The 19396-nt window shown below is 66.6% G+C and carries 23 protein-coding genes; 11 read left to right on the forward strand and 12 right to left on the reverse strand.

Annotated elements, in window-relative coordinates; translation table 11 throughout:
- The first annotated feature begins 1 nt into the window (after position 1).
- The 3 genes from cyoC to K8P63_RS15490 are packed head-to-tail and all read left to right on the forward strand — an operon-like array spanning position 2 to position 1748.
- Positions 2-634 (forward strand): cytochrome o ubiquinol oxidase subunit III, encoded by a 633-nt coding sequence (gene cyoC, locus K8P63_RS15480; RefSeq protein ID WP_223796913.1) that lies wholly within the window; start codon positions 2-4, stop codon positions 632-634.
- Positions 631-1014: a cytochrome o ubiquinol oxidase subunit IV gene (gene cyoD, locus K8P63_RS15485; RefSeq protein WP_223796914.1), complete on the forward strand. Its 384-nt coding sequence runs from the start codon at positions 631-633 to the stop codon at positions 1012-1014. The genes cyoC and cyoD overlap by 4 nt, the downstream gene beginning before the upstream one ends.
- Positions 1011-1748 (forward strand): SURF1 family protein, encoded by a 738-nt coding sequence (locus K8P63_RS15490; RefSeq protein ID WP_223796915.1) that lies wholly within the window; start codon positions 1011-1013, stop codon positions 1746-1748. The genes cyoD and K8P63_RS15490 overlap by 4 nt, the downstream gene beginning before the upstream one ends.
- A 19-nt stretch (positions 1749-1767) precedes the next feature.
- Here K8P63_RS15490 and K8P63_RS15495 read toward each other — a convergent pair whose 3' ends face one another.
- Entirely contained in the window at positions 1768-2658 is an 891-nt protein-coding gene (locus K8P63_RS15495; RefSeq protein WP_223796916.1) for an exonuclease domain-containing protein, read from the reverse strand.
- Between the two features lie 141 nt (positions 2659-2799).
- On the opposite strand from K8P63_RS15495, the gene K8P63_RS15500 reads away from it, so the two are divergent.
- Positions 2800-3099, forward strand: a complete 300-nt coding sequence (locus K8P63_RS15500; RefSeq protein WP_223796917.1) for a UBP-type zinc finger domain-containing protein — start codon at positions 2800-2802, stop codon at positions 3097-3099.
- 49 nt (positions 3100-3148) lie between these two features.
- On the opposite strand, the gene K8P63_RS15505 is transcribed toward K8P63_RS15500, so the two are convergent.
- From K8P63_RS15505 to K8P63_RS15515, 3 genes are all read right to left on the reverse strand, one after another.
- The gene (locus K8P63_RS15505; RefSeq protein WP_223796918.1) at positions 3149-3985 is read right to left on the reverse strand and encodes an alpha/beta fold hydrolase; all 837 of its coding nucleotides are present in this window, start codon (positions 3983-3985) and stop codon (positions 3149-3151) included.
- A gap of 111 nt (positions 3986-4096) precedes the next feature.
- Entirely contained in the window at positions 4097-4477 is a 381-nt protein-coding gene (locus K8P63_RS15510; protein ID WP_223796919.1) for a DUF1801 domain-containing protein, read from the reverse strand.
- A 97-nt stretch (positions 4478-4574) separates the two neighbouring features.
- Entirely contained in the window at positions 4575-5717 is a 1143-nt protein-coding gene (locus K8P63_RS15515) for an extracellular catalytic domain type 1 short-chain-length polyhydroxyalkanoate depolymerase (protein ID WP_223796920.1), read from the reverse strand.
- A 40-nt stretch (positions 5718-5757) separates the two neighbouring features.
- Between K8P63_RS15515 and K8P63_RS15520 the strand changes: the two genes are divergently transcribed.
- Complete coding sequence (locus K8P63_RS15520; protein WP_223796921.1) at positions 5758-6165, forward strand: hypothetical protein; 408 nt, start codon at positions 5758-5760, stop codon at positions 6163-6165.
- On the opposite strand, the gene K8P63_RS15525 is transcribed toward K8P63_RS15520, so the two are convergent.
- The 8 genes from K8P63_RS15525 to K8P63_RS15560 form a co-directional block, all read right to left on the reverse strand.
- Positions 6098-6517 carry a hypothetical protein gene (locus K8P63_RS15525; RefSeq protein WP_223796922.1) on the reverse strand — a complete coding sequence of 140 codons (420 nt, stop codon included), beginning with the start codon at positions 6515-6517 and terminating at the stop codon, positions 6098-6100. The genes K8P63_RS15520 and K8P63_RS15525 overlap by 68 nt on opposite strands.
- Positions 6514-6972 carry a hypothetical protein gene (locus K8P63_RS15530; protein ID WP_223796923.1) on the reverse strand — a complete coding sequence of 153 codons (459 nt, stop codon included), beginning with the start codon at positions 6970-6972 and terminating at the stop codon, positions 6514-6516. Before K8P63_RS15530 ends, K8P63_RS15525 begins: the two co-directional genes overlap by 4 nt.
- A gap of 27 nt (positions 6973-6999) precedes the next feature.
- Positions 7000-7365, reverse strand: a complete 366-nt coding sequence (locus tag K8P63_RS15535) for a hypothetical protein (protein WP_223796924.1) — start codon at positions 7363-7365, stop codon at positions 7000-7002.
- A 40-nt stretch (positions 7366-7405) separates the two neighbouring features.
- Positions 7406-7882 (reverse strand): helix-turn-helix domain-containing protein, encoded by a 477-nt coding sequence (locus tag K8P63_RS15540; protein ID WP_223796925.1) that lies wholly within the window; start codon positions 7880-7882, stop codon positions 7406-7408.
- A 262-nt stretch (positions 7883-8144) separates the two neighbouring features.
- On the reverse strand, positions 8145-9398 hold the full coding sequence (locus K8P63_RS15545) for a 2-hydroxycarboxylate transporter family protein (protein WP_223796926.1): 1254 nt from the start codon (positions 9396-9398) through the stop codon (positions 8145-8147).
- Positions 9399-9765: 367 nt separating this feature from the next.
- Positions 9766-12099 (reverse strand): xanthine dehydrogenase family protein molybdopterin-binding subunit, encoded by a 2334-nt coding sequence (locus K8P63_RS15550; RefSeq protein WP_223796927.1) that lies wholly within the window; start codon positions 12097-12099, stop codon positions 9766-9768.
- Positions 12096-13079, reverse strand: coding sequence for an FAD binding domain-containing protein (locus tag K8P63_RS15555; protein ID WP_223796928.1), 984 nt, complete (start codon positions 13077-13079; stop codon positions 12096-12098). Before K8P63_RS15555 ends, K8P63_RS15550 begins: the two co-directional genes overlap by 4 nt.
- Positions 13076-13591, reverse strand: a complete 516-nt coding sequence (locus K8P63_RS15560) for a 2Fe-2S iron-sulfur cluster-binding protein (protein ID WP_223796929.1) — start codon at positions 13589-13591, stop codon at positions 13076-13078. Before K8P63_RS15560 ends, K8P63_RS15555 begins: the two co-directional genes overlap by 4 nt.
- A 371-nt stretch (positions 13592-13962) precedes the next feature.
- Between K8P63_RS15560 and K8P63_RS15565 the strand changes: the two genes are divergently transcribed.
- The 6 genes from K8P63_RS15565 to K8P63_RS15590 all read left to right on the forward strand — a co-directional run bounded on the left by K8P63_RS15565 (position 13963) and on the right by K8P63_RS15590 (position 19293).
- Positions 13963-14466 (forward strand): sigma-70 family RNA polymerase sigma factor, encoded by a 504-nt coding sequence (locus tag K8P63_RS15565; protein ID WP_223796930.1) that lies wholly within the window; start codon positions 13963-13965, stop codon positions 14464-14466.
- 52 nt (positions 14467-14518) lie between these two features.
- Positions 14519-15097 (forward strand): DUF1109 domain-containing protein, encoded by a 579-nt coding sequence (locus K8P63_RS15570; protein WP_263282650.1) that lies wholly within the window; start codon positions 14519-14521, stop codon positions 15095-15097.
- Positions 15098-15217: 120 nt separating this feature from the next.
- Complete coding sequence (locus tag K8P63_RS15575) at positions 15218-15799, forward strand: DUF308 domain-containing protein (protein WP_223796932.1); 582 nt, start codon at positions 15218-15220, stop codon at positions 15797-15799.
- Positions 15800-15854: 55 nt separating this feature from the next.
- Positions 15855-16280: an organic hydroperoxide resistance protein gene (locus K8P63_RS15580; protein ID WP_223796933.1), complete on the forward strand. Its 426-nt coding sequence runs from the start codon at positions 15855-15857 to the stop codon at positions 16278-16280.
- Between the two features lie 221 nt (positions 16281-16501).
- A complete protein-coding gene (locus K8P63_RS15585; RefSeq protein WP_223796934.1) occupies positions 16502-18073 on the forward strand; it encodes an alpha/beta hydrolase-fold protein in 1572 nt (523 codons plus the stop codon).
- 53 nt (positions 18074-18126) lie between these two features.
- Positions 18127-19293 (forward strand): retropepsin-like aspartic protease family protein, encoded by a 1167-nt coding sequence (locus K8P63_RS15590; RefSeq protein WP_223796935.1) that lies wholly within the window; start codon positions 18127-18129, stop codon positions 19291-19293.
- The last annotated feature ends 103 nt before the right edge of the window (positions 19294-19396 follow it).

A 19396-nucleotide genomic window follows, 5' to 3' on the forward strand; every position in this document is an offset into this window, starting at 1 on the left:
CATGACCGACCACGCCCTTCAGCCCGGCGACGGCACGCCCGTATGGCACGTCGCCGAAGACGATCACGATCACGGCGGCAACGGCGCCACGGTGCTGGGCTTCTGGATCTACCTGATGAGCGACGCGCTCATCTTTGCCTCGTTGTTCGCGATGTTCGGGGTCGTCAGCACCGCCTTTGCCGGCGGACCCGCGCCGCGCGACATCTTCGACCTGCCGCTGGTCGCGCTCAACACCGCATTGCTGCTCGCATCGTCGATCACCTTCGGCCAGGCGATGCCGCACATGGAGGCGAACCGGGTCGGCGCCACCCGCTTCTGGCTGGTCCTCACCGGGCTGCTCGGCGCGGCGTTCGTCGGGATCGAGCTCTACGAATTCTCGCACCTGATCGCCGAGGGCGCCGGGCCGCAGCGTAGCGCCTTCCTGTCGGCCTTCTTCACCCTGGTCGGCACGCACGGCGCGCACGTCACCATCGGGCTGATCTGGATGGTCGTCCTGCTCGTCCAGCTCGGCCAGCACGGCCTGAGCCAGCCGATGAAGCGCCGGCTGATCTGCCTGTCGATGTTCTGGCACTTCCTCGACATCATCTGGATCGGGGTCTTCACCTTCGTCTATCTGTTTGGAGTCGTCCGTTGAGCAGCTCTTCCAACGAGGGGGCCGCCGCGCACCCCGCTCACGCCGCCCACAGCTCGGGCCATAGCCGGGGCTATCGGGTCGGGACGATCCTCGCGATCGTGCTCACGGCGCTGCCCTTCTGGCTCGTCATGTCGGACGTGCTGCACGACGCGCAGACGACCATCGCGCTGATCTTCGCGATGGCGCTTGCCCAGATCGTCGTGCATGTCGTGTGCTTCCTGCATCTCGACACGCGATCGGAGGGCGGCTGGACTTTGCTCGCCTTCCTGTTCACCACGGTGATCGTCGTGCTGACCATCGGCGGATCGATCTGGGTAATGTATCACCTCAACACCAACATGATGCCGATGCCGGGCGGCACGGCAGGCCCTATGCAGTGACCGATCGCGCGAGCCCGCGGGGGCCGAAAGGCTGGTCGCTGGTCGCGCTCTGCCTGTTCCTGATCGTAGCCTTCCTTAGCCTCGGCGTCTGGCAAATCGAGCGTCGCGCGGGCAAGCTGGCGCTGATCCACGCGGTCGAGGAGCGGGCCTATGCCGCACCCACCCCGGCCCCACCGCCGGCGGCATGGAGCAATGTCACCGCCGTCCACGACGCCTATCGCCGCGTCGTCGTGCACGGCACCTTCCTCGCCGGACGCGACACGCTGGTACGGGCGCTGACCGAGGAGGGCGCGGGCTCCTGGGTAATGACGCCGTTGCGGAGCGACGCGGGCTTCACCGTGCTCGTCAATCGCGGTTTCGTGCCGGAGGACGTGGCGCGCCAGCCCGGCCACTTCCGCCCCGCCGACGGCCCCGTTTCGGTCACCGGCCTGCTGCGAATCAGCGAACCCAAGGGCGCGCTGCTCCGCGCCAACCAGCCGGCGAACGACCGCTGGTTCTCCCGCGATGTCGCGGCGATCGCGGCGGCGCGCAAGCTGGGGCCGGTCGCGCCCTATTTCATCGACGCCGGCGCGAGCCCCGATCCGGCCGTGTGGCCGCATGGCGGGCTGACGGTGCTACGCTTCCCGAACAATCACCTGATGTACGCCATCACCTGGTTCGGCCTCGCGGCGCTGTCGCTCGCCGGGCTGGTGAAGGTCGTCCGCGCGCCTCGGCCGCCCGCGATGCGCGACTAGAGGCGCGCGCGATCGGCGGTCAGGATGCGAGCGGCAATGCGATGCGCGCGCGCAGCTCGTCTTCCGCGACGATCTCGATCGGCGATCCGGCGCGGCGAAGTTCGTCGGCGCGGCGGTGGGCCGGGCTTGCGGCGAAGTAGCGACCGAACGGCTGTTCGTTGCTGACGACAAGCAAGGTCGTGGTAGTGCCGACCGAACTCACGACGCGGGCGCCGGCCGCCGCCAGCCAGTGCGCCAGAGCCCCATCGCGCGATGCACCGAGGATGGCGGCACGCGCGCCCTGCAACGGGCCGACCGGCGCAGGCTTCGGGGCCGAGCCGCCGCGCGGGGTCGGAGCCAGCCATCCCGCCAGATCGAGGCCCGTATGCTCGATCGCGCGTACGATCACCCAGCCGGCCGCGCGGGCATCGCTCAGCGCATCGTGGTGCTTGTGCCGGATGCCAAGGAACTTGCTCAGCACGTTGAGCCGATGGCTCGGCAGTTCGGGCCATGCGCGCTTCGCCACGCGAACGCTGTCGAGCCAGGTGGTCTCGATCGCGGTCCGGTCATGAACCCGACACGCGGCGCTCAACGCGCCCTTATCGAAAAAGGAGTGCGCGACCGTGATCCGGCCGGAGAGGTGCGCGTCCACGGCCGAATGGACGTGGGCGAAGGTCGGCTTGCCGAACACATGGTCGCACGTAATCCCGTGGATCCGGGTATTGAACGACGAGAATTCGTCGCACGGATCGATCAGCGTCTCATATTCGAAGATTTCGGCCCCGTTGCGAAAGCCGACAATGCCGATCTGGCAGATGCTGCTGACCCGCGCGCACGCCGTCTCCACGTCGATCACGACGAAGTCGGGCGCGTTCTTGGGGTCGTTGGCCAGGGTGGCGGGGCCATCGATGCGGGAGGCAGAGAGACTCATCGGTGGAGAACATAGCATGGCCGCCAGCACTGTGCAGCGCGGCGTTGGCGGTTGCGACGTTGCACGCGTTCAACAGCGGCTTATTCTCGGCCGCGCGATCCACGCGACGCTTACCGAGCCGGCCGCCGAGGAGAATGCACGATGTCCTGCAGCCACATGAACACGATCGAGGACGTGACCCCCAGCGCCCGAGGGTGCGAGGAATGCCTGAGGATCGGCAGCGTGTGGCTGCATCTACGGCTGTGTCGCACGTGCGGGCATGTCGGCTGTTGCGACGATTCGCCGCACCGCCACGCGCGTGCTCATTTCCACGGCACCGGCCACCCGATCATCGAGGGCTATGATCCGCCCGAAGGCTGGGGCTGGTGCTTCGCCGACGACGTCGAGGTCGACCTGCCCGACCAGACCCCGCAGATCGGCCCGATCCCGCGTTTCTACTGACAGCGAAAAGGGGCGGATCGAGCCCGCCCCTTCCCTGTCGAGATCCGGATCAGCCGCGCACGAAGGCGAGCAGGTCCGGGTTGATCACGTCGGCATGGGTGGTCAGCATGCCGTGCGGGAAGCCCTCATAAACCTTGAGGGTCGTGTTCGGCAGCAGCTTGGCCTGGAGCAGCGACGCATCCTTGTACGGCACGATCTGGTCGTCGTCGCCCTGCAGGACGAGCGTCGGCACGGTGATCGCCTTCAGATCCTCGGTCTGGTCGGTCTCGGAGAAGGCCTTGATGCCTTCGTAATGGGCGAGCGCGCTGCCCTCCATGCCCTGACGCCACCAGTTGCGGATCACGCCCTGCAAGACATTGGCGCCGTCGCGGTTGAAGCCGTAGAACGGCCCCGACGCGACATCGAGGAAGAATTGCGCGCGATTGGCGGCGAGCGCCGAACGGAAGCCGTCGAACACCTCGATCGGCGTGCCGTCGGGGTTGGCGTCGGTCTTCACCATCAGCGGGGGCACCGCGCTGACCAGCACCGCCTTCGCGACGCGGCCCTGCGGCTGGCCGAACTTCGCGACGTAGCGTGCAACCTCGCCGCCGCCGGTCGAGTGGCCGATGTGGACCGCATTGTAAAGGTCGAGATGCTCGGCCACCGCCGACGCGTCGGCTGCATAATGGTCCATGTCGTGGCCGGTCGCGATCTGCGACGAGCGGCCATGGCCACGGCGATCGCTGGCGACGACGCGATAGCCGTTGGCGAGGAAGAACAGCATCTGCGCGTCCCAATCGTCGGACGACAGCGGCCAGCCATGGTGGAACACGATCGGCTGGGCCTCCTTCGGGCCCCAATCCTTGTAGAAGATCTCCGCGCCGTCGGATGTCGTGATGTAGCCCAAGTCGTCCTCCATGTTAGTCGAGGAAGCGGATGCCCGCCCACGGGCCCGGCTGTCGCCGCCCCCGCTTTGCGCGCGTTATCATAGGAATGTTTCAGCGGGCATGGCCAGACGCTAGCCGCGCTTGCCCGTCAGGTTGATCGCAATCGCGGCGCGGATGAGCGCGGTGAGCGCAGCCTCGTCGGGCGCGTCGTCCTGCCTGATATCGATCGCGCGACGAACGCCGTCGAGGCTCGCGTTGAAGAGCCCGCCGGGATCGCTCACAGCGGCGCCCTTCATGAAGGTCAGCTTGACCTTGTCCCGGTATGTCTCGCCGGTGCAGATGATGCCGGCGCGCGACCAGACGACCACGCCCAGCGGATTGGTCGGCTTGCGCCACTTGATCTCCTCGGCGATGTCCGCATCCGCCGCCAGGATCACCGCGCGAATGCGGGCCAGAAGCGGGCCGCGCCAGTCGCCGAGGCTATCGATCTTTTCCTGAACCGGATCGGTCATCGCTTCAGCCCTTCGTTCGGCACCAGCCGGCGCGGCGAAGACTGGCAGGCCCGATCGTCAGGGTCAAAGGGCGGCCGCCGGGCGCGCGGCGATACGTCTAGCGCATCAGTCCGGCCGCGCGCAGCGCATCCTCGATCACCTTGCCCACGCCCGCGAGGCCGGACGTTCCGACCGGACTCTGCGGCCGGGGGCGAAGCGGTGATGCCGCTTGCGGCGCGGCGGAAGCGAGCGCCGGAACGAGCGCCGGCTGGCGCGCGACCCGCTCGCCTGCGTGCCCGGTCGACACCAGACCCCAGAAGCGGCAGATGTGCCGCGTCGAGGAAATGCCCGTCTCGAGCATGTAGGCGCCCTCGGTGCCGCAGCCGTCCTCGCCGGTCGTGTCGAGCGGCGTGCCGTGGCCCATGCCGGTGATGCTGTACTCCTCGATCACCTCGCGGCCCTGAGCGTTGCGCCAGGCGCGCCGCGGATAACCGTCCACCTTGTCCAGCCGGCTCGGCGCCGCGCTGACCTCGTGGAGCGACCGCCATTGACGGACGATGGCTTCGGCATTGACGGGGCTCACCGTCACATCGCTGCTGCCATGCCAGATCGACAAAGTGGGCCAGGGACCGGCATGATCGGACGCGGCGCGGACCAGCCCCGCAAGCTCCGGCTCGCCCGGTACGCCGTAGCCGCGCATCCGATCGAAGGCCTGGGGGATCGTGCTGGCGCTCCCATAGGGCAGGCCGGCGATGATCGCGCCGCCGGCGAAGAGTTCGGGATAGGTCGCCAGCATCACGGTGGCCATCGCGCCGCCGGCCGAAAGGCCCGTCACGAAGATGCGGGCGGGGTCGATCCCGCAGGCATCGCACGTCGCGGCGATCATCTGTCGGATCGACAACGCCTCGCCCGTCCCGCGCCGACTGTCCTCGGGCGTGAACCAGTTGAAACAGAGGTTGGGATTGTTCTGCCGCTGCTGCTCGGGAAACAGCAGCGCGAAGCCGTGGCGATCCGCCATCTCCGACCAGCCCGCGCCATGGTCGTAGCCCGCGGCCGTCTGCGTGCAGCCATGCAGGACGACGACGAGCGCCGCATCCTCGCGGAGAGATGCCGGAACGTAGATATGGCCGCGCAGCGCGCCGGGATTCGACCCGAAAGCGGCAAGGGCGGACAAACGGCCGCTATCGCCAGGCGAGCCCCCCACGATGGCGGCATCGCGCAGCGCCGACAGGCGCGCCATCGTATCGGAAAGTTTTCGCATCGGCAGCGTCCTTCATGGTGAAGCCGGCACAGGCGTGGCCATGACCATCTTGCTGCACTGCACAATAGATGATGCGCCGGAGCGCCGCCCGCAACCCCCGGCCGCATCATTCCGTCGCTTGTCGAACGGGTTGAACCCCGGGCCGGATGCGGTTTATCCTCGCGTGTGGCGTCATTATTCGCCGGTCATAAGCGTCCGGTCGATCGTCGGCGATCTGCGCAACGCCGATGGGGATCGTGGTTCGCATGCGCTATGGAATGCTGCCGTGACGAACGCTCTCGCCCGCGCTGTCAGCCTTACGTCGGAAGCGCTGCGGTTACTCGACCAAGGCAAGGTCGGCCTGACGGCCGCCCCTCACCTCGATCTGGCTATCCACCTCCTCACCGCCGAATTGAAGGCGGGGGAGGCCACATTCGCGACCGAAGATCGCACAGATAGCGCGTCATAGTTTCGCGTGCGCCGTCGGACAGCGACAGCGAAACCTCGGCATCACGATCGTCGGCGCTCAGGACGATCAACCCCATGCTTTCGAGCAGCCCGATCCAGCGCGCTCCGGTCGTCAACGGAACGGTCCTGAGGCACGACGCGGCCGCTTTCAGGCGCATGCCTGCCTCCGCGGCGACGAACAGCTCCAGCAGCAGGCACCGCGTCGGGTCGCCCGAATACAGCCCCTCGAAATAATCGCCCATCCGGCCGTTCGCGTCCACGAGCGTCTGGGCCAGGTCGCCGAGACTGCATATCGACGCGTCGGGCCGGATATGCCGCGGGTCGAAGCTGAGCGGTCCACCAGAAATCTTCAATTGGGGTCTCCGTACTCGCACGAACGGGACGCGATCATCTTGCGGCGGTGATATCTGAAGGCTCCCGCCGCCAGCGCCATCAGGATCGGGTAGGCGAACTTGCCCTGCCAGCGCAGATAAGGCCGCAACGGTATCGGGCTCAGCAGCATGGCCAGGTCGATCGTCACCGATGCGAGTTGAACGCCGGTCACGAAGATCGGCCAATGCCGCCTGGAACGAACCATCAGCGCGTCGAACGCGATCAGCGTGCCCAGATCGACCATGGCGAGGCCGTCGCTGGCGTCGAACGCCGACCAATGGCGCAGCAGGATCACGCAATCGCTCGCGCCGCTCGCCGCGATGGCGATCCCCGCGCCGATGCGTTCCGGACGGCCGCCGACCGCCACGGCATATCCGCAGCAAGCCACCAACGCTGCATCGTAGATCAGCGGCGCTGCCAGGAACCAGTTGGGCATCGCGGTGGCTTGCTGCAGGCTTCGGCGTCAGGCCGCCTGTCGCTCGTCCGCGTCGCCCACGGGCGCGAGGCCGGTGGTCAGCGGCGCGACGATGTCCTTGCCGCCGCCATCGCCGAACGCCTTCGGGTCGATCTTCATGCCATGGCTGATCGCTGCCAGCCGATCGTGCAGGCTGATGGCCCGGCGGCGCTGATCGAGCCCATCGGCGATCATGCGCCCCGCATCGTCGATGACATCCTGCGCCACGCAGGCGGCAAACCCCAGCTCCAGCCGCGCCTTCAACAGCGAGTGGAGCAGGTTCGACTGTTCCATGAGGCCGATATCCAGCATCCGCTCCGTCTGCTTGACGTGCTGCTGGATGGCGGTGCCGAGCGACAAGACCTTGTTGCGCATTGATGTTCCCCTGTTTGCGCGTCCACCACCGCCCGGTTCGCTAGGCGGCGATGGACGCGAGTGCGAACTTGGACAACCGGACGAGCGCGAGCAGCGTCGCAATCGCCGCAAAGGCGACGGCGATCGCGAGCAGCCGCTTCTCGGTCGGCGACAAGTCCTCCGATGCCCTTCGCGGCGTCGCCCCAAGGCCGGTCCGATCTACCAGCCCCAGGTCCGCACCGCTCTGAGCACCGCCCTGTTCAAGCGCAAAATCATTGGAAACAAGCCGTTTTTGCTCGTGACCCAATCGTTGGAGCATCAATTGGGTCATTTCCGGCTCCTGCTCGGCCATGGCCCGTGCGAGCCGTCGCCGGTCGCTGATCCCTGTGCGCCGCGCGGCGCGCTTCAGCGTGACGTCGACCGTCGTCGGCTCGATGCCGAGCACCGTCGCAATCTCTTTGGAGGTCAGTCCAAGAGCGACCAGAGCCAGGCATTCGCGCTGTCGCCGCGTAAGCTGATCCAGGGCCGCCGAACTCACGGGGCCCGCTCCGGCGCAACGGCGGGGTGGTTCGACGAGACGGGCGCTTCCATTTGGTTACAATTGCCCCTTGGCGCCATGGGATTAGAACCATGGCGATACCGCTCTATCGAAGCACCGACAACGGCGAGAAGGTCGCGAGGGCGAGACACGGCGCCGGCGTCACGCGCCCCGTGCGATCTTCACCCCACAGGGGCTTCGTGAAGGCGCGCCGGCATCTTCGGCAGCCGCGTCCTCCGCAGACCGCGCCGCGGCCGTGTTTTCATCCCCCGATGCGGGCGTGAAGCAGCAGGGCGGCCGAAACGGTAATCGCGCCGCCGATTCGCGTGGCGATCTGCGCGAACGGCATCAGCGCCACGCGATCCCCCGCCGTCAGGATCGCGACGTCGCCCGTACCGCCCTGCCCGCTATGACAGGCGTTGACGATCGCGACGTCGATCCGATGCATGCCGAACCACGGCGCGAGGATGAAACCCGTGCCGATGATCGCGACGACCGTCGCGACGATGGTGAGGACCATCGCCGGCTGGAGGGCGGCGAGGATCTGCTGCCAGGGCGTCATCGCGATGCCGATCGCGAAAAGCAGCGGATAGGTGACGCCGGCCCGGAAGAAGCGATAGACGGCCGCAGCCCCACCTTCGAGCGTCGGTGACGCCAGCCTGCCGAGCTTGACGACGACGGTGAGCAGCAGCATCCCGACGGGCGCGGGGAAGCCCGTCAGTTGCTGGGCCAGCGCGCCGGCCAGATAGAGCGTCACGATCATCATCGTGGCGGCGGCGATCGTCTCCGTCGATGGATCGGGCAGCGCCTGGCCCGATTCCGGAAGGGTGTCGCTGCCCTGCGCCAGCAGGCCGGGCCCGGTCCAGTCGGCCCGATACTTGCCGAGCATGTTGAGCGCGCCGGCACAGAGGATCGCGGTCAGGCTCGCGAGCATCACCGACGGGAGCAACAGGCCGAGCGTGCCGGCCGACCCTTGGGCGGCATAGCCGACCGACAAGGGGATCGCACCTTCGCCGACGCCACCGGCCATGATCGGGACAAGGACAATGAAAAACAGGTGGCGCGGCTCGATACCGAGCGCCGTGCCCACCGCCATCCCGACGGCGAAGCCGGCGATTGATCCGCCGAACAGCGTCGGGAATACGCGCAGGAAGCCGCGCAGCAGCACAGTCCGATCCATACTGAGGATGCTGCCGACGATCACCGCCGCGATGAAGAGGTACAGGAAGTTGCTGGCCTTGGTGAACTCCGACACGGATTTGATCAGCGGCGCCGGAAGCAGATGCGCGTAGACCAGATATGACGGGAGAAAGGTCGCGAAGATGGCCGGTGCGCCGAGCCGCCGCACGATCGGAACGAGCCGACCGAGTTCGGCGCACGCAAAGCCACCGAGCCCAAGCAGCCCGATGGCGACGAGGATGTCCGACGCGAGCTTGCCGGACAGCAGGAAGCCGCAGATTATCAGGGCAAGGGCGACCGCGACCGGGATTGGGACGATCCCCAGCCGAAGGTCCATCAATCGCTGCCACGGCGTCGCCTGCTGGGCTGGAGCCTGTTCTGAATCCACTGGACGTCGAGCCCTCGTTGCGACGGAGCGCCGCGCAGGAATATCAAAGCGTGCGCATCGTGACGCCGCGCCGGGAACGGGCGTCTCTAACGACACGATCGCCGCCGAAGCTCCGCCCAACCCTCATTAATAAGCGCCAATGTTCGGCGATAGGCCGCGGATGCAGAGACCGGGCTAGACGCCCTTCCGGCACCACCGGCGGCAAGCCGGTGAGATATAAGGGAGCGTTCCTTCCTGAAAACCGTCAGCGCGCGCTTGGCAGCCGGAATGACGCGCAATGCGGTTGAAGGCTGCTACGAGCCCGCCTTGCAAATGATCACATCAATTTATCGAGCGTGATCGGCAGATCGCGGATACGCTTGCCCGTAGCATTGTAGATGGCGTTCGCGACGGCGGCGCCCACCCCGGTGATCCCGATTTCGCCGATACCGCGCGCGCCCATCGGCGCGTGCGGATCGGCGATGTCCGTCCACATCATTTCGATCGCCGGCACGTCCATGTGCACGGGAAGATGGTAATCGGCCAGGTTGGGATTCATGATGCGCCCGTTGCGCTCGTCGAACAGGGTCTCCTCCATCAGGGCGAGGCCCAGCCCCATGATCATCCCGCCGCGGAACTGGCTCGCCGCAGTCTTGGGATTCAGGATCCTGCCGCAGTCGAACGAGCCGAGCATGCGACTGACGCGCACCTCGCCCGTCACTGCATTTACCCGCACCTCGCAGAAGATCGCGCCATGGCTGTGCATCGACCAATGCTGCGTCTCGAGCGGCGGCGGCGCGACGCCCTCCACGACCAGTTCGCTGCGTTGGGCGCGTGCGAGGATCGAGGAATAGCTTTCGTGGCGGCCCGGCTCGTCCAGCTTGGCAAGGCCGCCGCCCATCCCGCCGACGTCGTCGGCCGACAGGCCGGCCAAGGGCGAATCGTTTCCAGCCAATTTGAGCAGTTCGTCCACCAGCTTACGCTGCGCCGCGATGATCGATATACCGATGGATGCGGTCTGCTGCGAGCCGCCGGCAAGGACCACGCCCGGCTGGAAGCTGTCGCCATAGCGGAAGGCGACCTGGTCGAGCGCCAGACCGAAGCGATCGGCGACAACCTGCGTGTGGGCGGTCATCGTTCCCATGCCCATCTCGTGCGCGGCGATTTCGACCACGAGGCTGCCGTCGTGCTTCAAAGTGATGCGCGCGGCACCACCTGGCATGCGGTGATAGGGATAGCAGGCGGTGGCGACGCCCATGCCGATCTGCCACTCATCCTCGCGCCGACCGCCGGCCGGACCGCGGCGGGACCAACCGAAGCGCTCCGCACCGTCGCGAAACGCCTTCTCGACGTCCCGCTGCGAGAAGGGCGCGCCGGTAACCGGGTCTTTCTTCGGTTCGTTTTTCAGGCGCAGCTCGATCGGATCGACGTCCATTGCCACGGCGAGTTCGTCGATCGCGCTCTCCAGCCCGAACGTCCCGACCGCCTCGCCCGGCGCACGCATGAAGGTGTTGGCGAGCATGTCGAGGCGCACCGCTTCCACGCCCAGCTTCAGCGTGCCCGACGCATAAGCGCTCATCGTCGGCAAGATGAACGGTTCCGGAAATTCGTTGTGCGGCGTCATCGCCGTGGTTCCGGAATGGATGATCGCAGCGAAGGTGCCGTCGCCGGCAGCGCCGATCGCGACGCGTTGCTCGGTCAACGAGCGACCGCCGACGACGCGATAGACGCCCTCGCGTGACAGCGCCAACCGCACCGGGCGCCCGGCCATCCGGGCCGCTGCGGCCGCAAGAACCTGATGCCACCACAGGCACTTGCCGCCGAACCCGCCGCCAACGAACGGCGAGGTGACGTGGACCTGCGCCTCCTCCAGGCCGAAGACCTGCGCCAGCGACCAGGCGGTGTGCGACACCAATTGCGACGCGTCGTGCACGCGCAGCGTATCGCCATCCCAGGCGAGCGTCGTGGCATGCGGCTCGATCGCATTGTGGCTGTGCCGCGGGGTCGTGTAGTTCGCATCGACCCTGTGCGGCGCGGCCGTCAGCGCAGCTTCGGATTTGCCGAATTCCAGCTTGAGCGGCTGGCCCATGAATTTGCCGGTTTCGGTGCCCTTGGCCTTGGTCTCGGCATAGTGCACGGCAGCGGGCTCGGTCGCGTAAGCGACGTGGATCAGCGACGTGGCGTGATCGGCCTGCTCCTGCGTGTCGGCCAGCACGACCGCGATCGGCTGGCCATTCCAGTGCACGCGATCGTCCTGCATGATCGGCAGATCGATGCCACCGGCCGCCTTGGGCTGGCTCATGAAGAGCGGCACCTTGGCCATATGCGGCGCATTCAGGTGCGTCATTACCAGCTTCACACCGGGTGCCTGATCCGCCGCTTCGGTGTCGATGCGGACGATGCGACCCTTGGCGATCGTGCTGAAGGCGATCGCCGCATAGAGCATCCCATCGAGCGGGAATTCGGCGGCGAAGGGCGCGGCGCCGCGCACCTTGAGCGGGCCATCGAGGCGCGACAGCGGGCGGCCAACCTGGCCATGCTGCTCCCGGATCAGGGGATCCGGCCGGCCGCCGGGAATGAAGGCGTCGGGTGCCAGCTGGATCGCTTTCTGCACCCCGGCCTGAACCACGCCCTTCACGGCCTTCGCCGCCTCGTTGACGATGTTGCTCATGCGGCGGCTCCTGCAAGGTCGGCAAGCACGGCCGTGATCGTGCGCGTCGCAAGTTCGATCTTGAACCCATTGTCTTTAAGCGGTCGGGCATCGGCCAGTTCGGCCTCGGCCGCAGCGCGGAATGCCGCCGCGGTCGCCGGCTGTCCCTTCAGGGCCGCCTCCGCCTTGCTGGCGCGCCACGGTTTGTGCGCCACGCCGCCGAGCGCGAGCCGCACGTCGCTGACAATGCCGTCCTTCACCTCCAGCGCAGCCGCGACCGAGATCACCGCGAAGGCGTAACTCGATCGGTCGCGCACCTTGCGATAGGTGGATCGCGCGGCGATCGGCAGCGCGGGCAATTCGATCGCGGTAATCAGCCAGTCGGGATCGAGCATCGTGTCGATCTGCGGCTGGTCGCCCGGCAATCGATGAAGATCTCCGAACGGGATCGTCCGCATGCCCGTCGGCGTGGCGACGTGCACCGTCGCGTCCAGTGCGGCTAGCGCGACGCACATGTCCGACGGATGCGTCGCCACGCAAGCGTCCGAGGCGCCGAGGATGGCGTGCATGCGGTTGAACCCGTCGATGGCATCGCAACCCTGACCGGCTTGCCGCTTGTTGCAGCGCGATCCTTCATTGTCGTAGAAATAGGCGCAGCGGGTGCGCTGGAGCAGATTTCCTCCGGTCGTCGCCATGTTGCGGATTTGGGCACTGGCACCAGCGAGGATGGCCCGGCCCAGCACCGGATATCGGGTGCGTACCACGCGGTGCGCGGCGACCGCGCTGTTCTTTGCCGCCGCCCCGATCAACAGCCCGCCGTCCTGACGCTCTTCGATGGCCGAGGAGAGTCCGGTCACGTCCACCACGCCCACCGGCTGCTCGATCGTCTCGCGCATCAGATCGACCAGATTGGTGCCGCCGCCGAGATATTTGGCGCCCGCGGCCCCGAATTTCAGCGCCGCGTCGACATCGCCCGCGCGATCATAGGTGAACGGGGTCATTCTGCCACCTCCGTCAGATCGCCATAAATCTCGCTGATCGCGTCCATGATGCCGTTATGCGCGCCGCAGCGACAGAGATTGCCGCTCATCCGCTCCTGAAACTCGACGCGGCTGATCGGCACGGTATCGGCAGCGAGGTCCGCCGTGACGAGGCTCGGCATACCGCGCTTCAATTCGGCGGCCATGCCGACTGCCGAACAAAGCTGGCCCGGCGTGCAATAGCCGCACTGGAAGCCGTCATGCTCGACGAACGCGGTCTGGAGCGGGTGAAGCTCGCCACCTTGCGCCAACCCCTCGACCGACGTGACGGCACGGCCGTCATACTGCACGGCCAGCGCCAGGCACGACAGGATGCGTTCACCGTCGACCAGAACCGTACAGGCGCCGCACGCGCCCTGGTTGCAGCCCTTCTTGGTGCCGGAAAGATGCAAGGTCTCGCGCAGCAGATCGAGCAATGAGACGCGTGGATCGTCCGGCACGGAAACGTCTGATCCATTCACCTTGATTGCCATGCGGACGTCCTCCAGCAGCTATACGGCAACGAACGAACAAGTCGCGCAAAGGTCGATGCCGATCACGTGCTTCGCTAAGCGCAATGAACGCGGGACAGGTTCCGCGCCGGCGACGCCATCGCTCTGCATGTCCGCTTATGGCGCTGTTGTGCCAAGGCTCCGGTCATCCCGTCGTCCGGGCATACGGACAGACCAATCTCCCGCGACGCAGAAAAATTCGGCTGCGAGGTGACCGATCCCGCGCATTGCCCGAATAAGGGATCATGCATGCGGACTTTCTCTCGAGGCTGATCTCCAGGCCGTCGTCCGATGCGACAGGGGCAGCGCGTGAGCGACCATCGCTGACGGCACCGGACGACTGGGGCGGCCTGATGGTCGCCGCGCAAAATGGACATGGCGGCGCCTATCGCCGCCTGCTCGGCGAAGTCTCGATCTGGCTGACCCGCTATTTCCAGCGGCGCCTGCCCCCCGGCGAGGTCGACGATGCGGTGCAGGAAACGCTGCTCGCCATCCACCGGCGGCGGCATACCTATGACCCGCACTATCCGTTCGGCCCGTGGCTGGCGGCGATCGCCAAGCATAAATGGGTCGATCAGCTTCGCAGCCTCGGGCGACGTCCCGTCGAGGAGCTGCCCGAGAATTTGTCGATCGGCGATCATGAAGCATCGGTGGTCAGCGCTTCGGTTCTCGCCAGCCTCCTCGAAGAATTACGCCCGGCACAGGCGCAGGCGATCCTGCTGGTCAAGGTGCAGGGCTACACTATCGAGGATGCGTCGGGCGAGACCGGCCTGTCGCCCTCCGCCATCAAGATGAACATTCACCGCGGGCTCGCACGCCTGACGGCATTCATAGAGAAGACCAACGATGTCGAGTGAAAGCCTCGTCCTGGATCTGTCCGCCAATCTCGCGCCCGTCCGCCCGCGGCGCATGCTGCGCGAAGCCGGGCTGGTCGCGGCCCTTGGCGTCGTCGAGCTCGCGCTGATCCTCGGTTTGGGCGCGATGCGCCGGGATATGGGCGATATGGGCCATTCCCCCTATTTAATGTGGAGGGTGGGAAGCCTCGCCGTGCTGGCCGGTATCGCCTGTACGGTTGCGATCCGGTCCTTCGCTCCCACCGCTCGGCCTCGCCGGGGCGTGTTGTTCGCCTGCGCCCTGGCGGTCGTCGCAATCGTTGGCGGCATGTTCGTCGCACCTGTTGGCTTGAGCGGGCAGACGTTGCTTCAGCGCCTCGATCCGGTCCACGGCATCATCTGCGCGGGGTCGATCTTCGTGCTGTCGCTGCCGGTCGTGGCGATGCTGGGCATGCTGATGCGGCGTGCCGCGCCCACGCAGCCGAAACTCAGCGCGATCGCATCGGGCATTGCGGCAGGCACCGTCGGTGCGCTCGTGTTCGCCTTCTGCTGCCCCTTCAACGACCCGCTCTATGTCGTGGTCTGGTATTCCATCGGCTGCGCGGCCGTGGCGGGCGCGGCGCGATGGCGCCTGCCGAGACGCTTCCGACTGTAGCGTCTCCCGCCCCGCGGCCGTCCTGAAGCGGCCGCGCCATCACAGACATCCTCCAACCACCGTCGCACCCGGTTCCGGGAATCGGAGACGCGTGCCTTCATCACATGAAAGGACATCATCATGACGACATCCGCCAAAGCGCAAGGCCCGAACAACGATTGGCTGAAAACCTATTATTTCCTGCGCTTCGCCGTCTCGACCATATGGGTCGCGCTGGCCTTCACGGTCGGCAAGACCATGCCGCCGCTGGCCGCCGTCATGCTCGTCGCCTACCCCGCCTGGGACGCGATCGCGAACTATCTGGATTCCAGCCGGAGCGGCGGTCTGGGCCGGAACAAGAGCCAGATGCTCAATTTTGTCGTCAGCATCGTGACCGCGGTCGCCGTCGCTTCGACGCTTGGGCACGGCATGCATGACGTCCTCAAGGTTTTCGGCATCTGGGCGTCGCTGTCGGGACTGCTCCAGCTGGCCACCGGCGTGAAGCGCTGGAAGTCCTATGGCGCGCAGTGGGCGATGATCCTCAGCGGCGCGCAGTCCGTCCTCGCCGGCGTGTTCATGCTGAAGCAGGCATCCGGCGCTGAAGCCGTCGGCATCGCCAACATCGCACCTTATGCCGCGTTCGGCGCCTTTTACTTCCTCGTCTCGGCCGTCTCGCTGACCGTCAGCGACGCCCGCCGCCGCTCGAAGACCGCCGTGGCCTGAGTGCGCCGAACAACGCCCAAAACCCCCACCGCCTGCCACCAGTGAAGGAATGACCATGTCTCTCGACGTCAAGTATCGCACCTCGGCCACCGCGAACGGAGGCCGTGACGGCCGCGCCCGCACCGAAGACGGCAAGCTGGACCTCGTGCTGTCCACGCCCAGGGAACTCGGCGGCGCCGGCGGCGAGGGCACCAACCCCGAGCAACTGTTCGCATCGGGCTATTCCGCCTGCTTCCTCGGTGCGCTGAAGTTCGCCGCGCGCCAACTCAAGCTGACGGTGGCTGACGAGGCCACCGTGACCGCGACCGTCGGCATCGGCATGCGGACCGAGGGCGGCTTCGGTATCGAGGTCGAACTGACCGTGGCGCTGCCTGGCCTCAATCGCGAAGACGCGCAGCTGCTGGTCGAGACCGCGCACCACACCTGCCCCTATTCCAATGCGACGCGCGGCAATATCGACGTGCGCCTCACCATCCTCTGATGGGCTTGCCCAGGCAGGCCCTTCCTCCCAAGGGCGGTCGAGCGAATTGTCGGATTGGCTGGCATGTCGATACGCTGCGACCGGTCAAACCCTTGATGAGGCCGGCGTGCACCTAACGCCAAGTGCAATATCGTCGACGTGCGCCTGACCATCACCCGAGCGTAAAGGTCTCGCCTCCGGGCGGGGCCTTGGACCCGATGATCAACAGATAGTGAGTTGCCATGCGTGCTGTCCTTGCCATCCTCGCACTCGCCCTGATCGGGGCGACCGCACCCGAAACGCGCGTCACCGTGACGCTGCCGCCCGGCATCGCCGGCGATGCCGGCGGTCGACTGCTTCTGTTCGTCGAGCCGGCCACCGCCGGGAACGGCAGCGCCGGGCATGTGGATGTCGGCGATCCCGCGAGCACCGGGGTCTCCGTCGCCGCGCGCGACGTTTCGACGTTCGGCACCGATCGCACGATCACGATCGATACGGGACGAACGGCGTTTCCCGACAGCTTCGCGACGCTGCCCGCCGGCGAATATCGCGTGCAGGCCGTGCTCGATCGTGACCGTGATTACGCTTATGGCGGCCGGGGACCGGGCGATCTCGTTTCCAGGGTGGTGACGATCCGCTTCCCGCTGACGTCCAGCCCCACGATCCCGCTCGACCACGCCGTCGCGCCGGAGCCCGGTCAATTCGATACGGCCGGCATCCCGCCGAGGGCGGCGGAACAGATCGCCGCGTCCCGCCCGCACCTGCATGACGAGCGGATCATATCGAAACTGCTGACGCGCTTTCGCGGCAAAAGCCAGACGGTCGCGGCCTGGGTGCTGACGCCTCCGGGCTACGATCCGAATGCGCGGACCACCTACCCGACCGTTTACGAGGCGGGCGCGTTCGGCACGACGCACAAGCTGGACGGGCAGCAGCTCTCGCGGATCTGGCACCTGATGGAGATGCATGCCATCCCGCCGATGATCTGGGTGTGCCTCGATCATGCGACGCCGACCGGGACGACCGAATTCGCCGACAGCGTCAACAACGGTCCGTGGGGCCGGGCACTGACCCGTGAGGTCATTCCGGCGCTCGAGGCCCGATACCGGATGGACGCGAAACCTTCGGGGCGTTTTCTGACCGGGCACAGCTCGGGCGGCTGGTTCGCCCTGTGGACCATGGTGCGATATCCAAAGCTCTTCGGCGGAAGCTGGCCGAGCTCGCCCGATCCGGTGGATTTCCACGATTTCGTGGGGGTCGATCTCTATGCGCCCGGCGCGAACATGTACCGCGATGCCAATGGCGCGGCGCGTCCGATGGAGCGCGATCACGACACGATCCGGGCGACCATCGAGCAGGCCACGAAGCTCGAGGCGGTGCGGGGCCATGATGGCGGCCAATTGCGCTCGTTCGACTGGACCTTCTCGCCGCGACGCCCCGACGGCTCGCCAGCCTTTCTGTTCGACCGCGAAACCGGCGCGATCGACCCAGTGGTTTCGGCATATTGGCGCGATCATTACGACATCGGCCATATCGTCGAGACCGCCTCGCCGCGCTTGAGGCGCGCGCTCGACGGCAAGATCCATCTCACGGTCGGCGCTGCCGATTCCTATTTTCTCGACGGCTCGGTGCGCCGGCTCGAAACCGCATTGCGCGATGCCGGGGTGCGCGCCGACGTCACTTACGTCCCCGGCGCCACGCACAGCATGGCCGAAGTCTATACCCGGGGAACCGATCGCATCGCGCTCTACAAAGAGATGACCAGCGCGATGTATGCCGTGGCGCGCCCGCGGAATGGCCGGCCTGCTGAATAATATCGCGCTGCCCGGCCCATCCTGTCTCCCATCTTTATCCCGCGTAGGTGATCATGTCGTTCCTATTCCTCGCGCTTGCAGCTGAGGCGCTCCCGCAACCGGACAATTATGGCCCTCGCCCCGCACGAGGCGCACTCTCGCTGGCGTATGATGCCGAACATGGGGGACAGCCGGAAAACGAAGCCATCGAGCGATGGCTTGCGCGTCACCCGACGGCCCCGCAGGCGGAGCGCGCCATGCTTTGGCATCGCTTATGCCTTGATTACGGCGTGCTGGTCGGTGGGGAACGACGGGTCAGGGCTTGTCGCCAGTCCGTCGACATCTCGGGCGATTCCGAGGACGAAAATGACCTGAGCCAGGCGGAGGCATTCCGGCATGAACCGCCGATCCGCGCGACAGGCGACGTGACAGCACCTCTATCCCGGAGCGAGGAGGGGGTACTCAGCATCCAGGTTGCAGCGAATGGGCAAACGTCATCCTGGCTGGTCGACACAGGCGCCGAGATCACGACCGTTCCCGAAAGCACGGCGGCGAAATTGGGCGTCCGGTTCGAACAAGGGCAAGCACGCGTCGGCACAATCACCGCGATCCAGGTCGACGGCAGATTGGGCATGATCGACAAGCTGACACTGGGCTCGGCGAGCGTCGAGCATGTGCCGGTGCTGGTGCTTCCCGACGCCATGCTCAAACTGCGCCATGATCGGGTCATACCCGGCATCCTCGGGCTTCCCATCCTGGCGGCGTTCCACCGGGCCACCTGGCTCGATCACGGCAGCACGCTGAAGCTCGGCGGGGCAGCCGCGGCGATCGGGAGCGGCCGCACAACGACGGCAGTACGGATTTATTGGCATGAGGACGGGTTAGGCGTTCCGCTATCCACGCCGCTGGGTATGCGCGGCGTGCAACTCGACACCGGCTCGAATGCCACCAGCTTGACCATCTCGGGCCTGGCCCTGGTGTCCCCTGCGCAGCGCGCGGCGGCCAGAGACGAAACCAGAATACATGCGGGCGCGGGCGGGGCGGTGAGCGCAGTTGAACGAACATTGCCGAGACTCGATTACTCCCTGGCGGGCGCGCCGCTTCGCGCCGGCGACGTGACGATCAACCGCGGCGAGCATGGGGCGGGCTCCATCGGCAACGACGCGATAGTGCAGCTCGACCTGCTCGCGATCGACTTCGATACGATGACCATGAGAACACAGGCCGGGGAAATCGAGTGATCAGGAACAGCCTGGACTTTTCGTCCTCGATTACGACACTGCGCTGAGAAAACGCTGCCTCCCATCGATCGACCGCAGCGCATGCGCCAGACTCGATCAATAA

Source organism: Sphingomonas nostoxanthinifaciens (genome assembly GCF_019930585.1).
In the GTDB taxonomy this organism is placed as follows: Bacteria; Pseudomonadota; Alphaproteobacteria; order Sphingomonadales; family Sphingomonadaceae; genus Sphingomonas_I; species Sphingomonas_I nostoxanthinifaciens.

Coding starts and splice junctions, on each gene's coding strand:
- K8P63_RS15555 (WP_223796928.1), bottom strand. CDS start 13,079: ATGACCCCGTTCACCTATGATCGCGCGGGCGATGTCGACGCGGCGCTG.
- K8P63_RS15535 (WP_223796924.1), bottom strand. CDS start 7,365: ATGCGCAACAAGGTCTTGTCGCTCGGCACCGCCATCCAGCAGCACGTC.
- K8P63_RS15590 (WP_223796935.1), top strand. CDS start 18,127: ATGTCGTTCCTATTCCTCGCGCTTGCAGCTGAGGCGCTCCCGCAACCG.
- K8P63_RS15560 (WP_223796929.1), bottom strand. CDS start 13,591: ATGGCAATCAAGGTGAATGGATCAGACGTTTCCGTGCCGGACGATCCA.
- K8P63_RS15570 (WP_263282650.1), top strand. CDS start 14,519: ATGCTGCGCGAAGCCGGGCTGGTCGCGGCCCTTGGCGTCGTCGAGCTC.
- K8P63_RS15510 (WP_223796919.1), bottom strand. CDS start 4,477: ATGACCGATCCGGTTCAGGAAAAGATCGATAGCCTCGGCGACTGGCGC.
- K8P63_RS15515 (WP_223796920.1), bottom strand. CDS start 5,717: ATGCGAAAACTTTCCGATACGATGGCGCGCCTGTCGGCGCTGCGCGAT.
- K8P63_RS15545 (WP_223796926.1), bottom strand. CDS start 9,398: ATGGACCTTCGGCTGGGGATCGTCCCAATCCCGGTCGCGGTCGCCCTT.
- K8P63_RS15500 (WP_223796917.1), top strand. CDS start 2,800: ATGTCCTGCAGCCACATGAACACGATCGAGGACGTGACCCCCAGCGCC.
- K8P63_RS15580 (WP_223796933.1), top strand. CDS start 15,855: ATGTCTCTCGACGTCAAGTATCGCACCTCGGCCACCGCGAACGGAGGC.
- K8P63_RS15550 (WP_223796927.1), bottom strand. CDS start 12,099: ATGAGCAACATCGTCAACGAGGCGGCGAAGGCCGTGAAGGGCGTGGTT.
- K8P63_RS15585 (WP_223796934.1), top strand. CDS start 16,502: ATGCGTGCTGTCCTTGCCATCCTCGCACTCGCCCTGATCGGGGCGACC.
- K8P63_RS15565 (WP_223796930.1), top strand. CDS start 13,963: ATGGTCGCCGCGCAAAATGGACATGGCGGCGCCTATCGCCGCCTGCTC.
- K8P63_RS15520 (WP_223796921.1), top strand. CDS start 5,758: ATGACCATCTTGCTGCACTGCACAATAGATGATGCGCCGGAGCGCCGC.
- cyoC (WP_223796913.1), top strand. CDS start 2: ATGACCGACCACGCCCTTCAGCCCGGCGACGGCACGCCCGTATGGCAC.
- K8P63_RS15495 (WP_223796916.1), bottom strand. CDS start 2,658: ATGAGTCTCTCTGCCTCCCGCATCGATGGCCCCGCCACCCTGGCCAAC.
- K8P63_RS15575 (WP_223796932.1), top strand. CDS start 15,218: ATGACGACATCCGCCAAAGCGCAAGGCCCGAACAACGATTGGCTGAAA.
- K8P63_RS15530 (WP_223796923.1), bottom strand. CDS start 6,972: ATGCCCAACTGGTTCCTGGCAGCGCCGCTGATCTACGATGCAGCGTTG.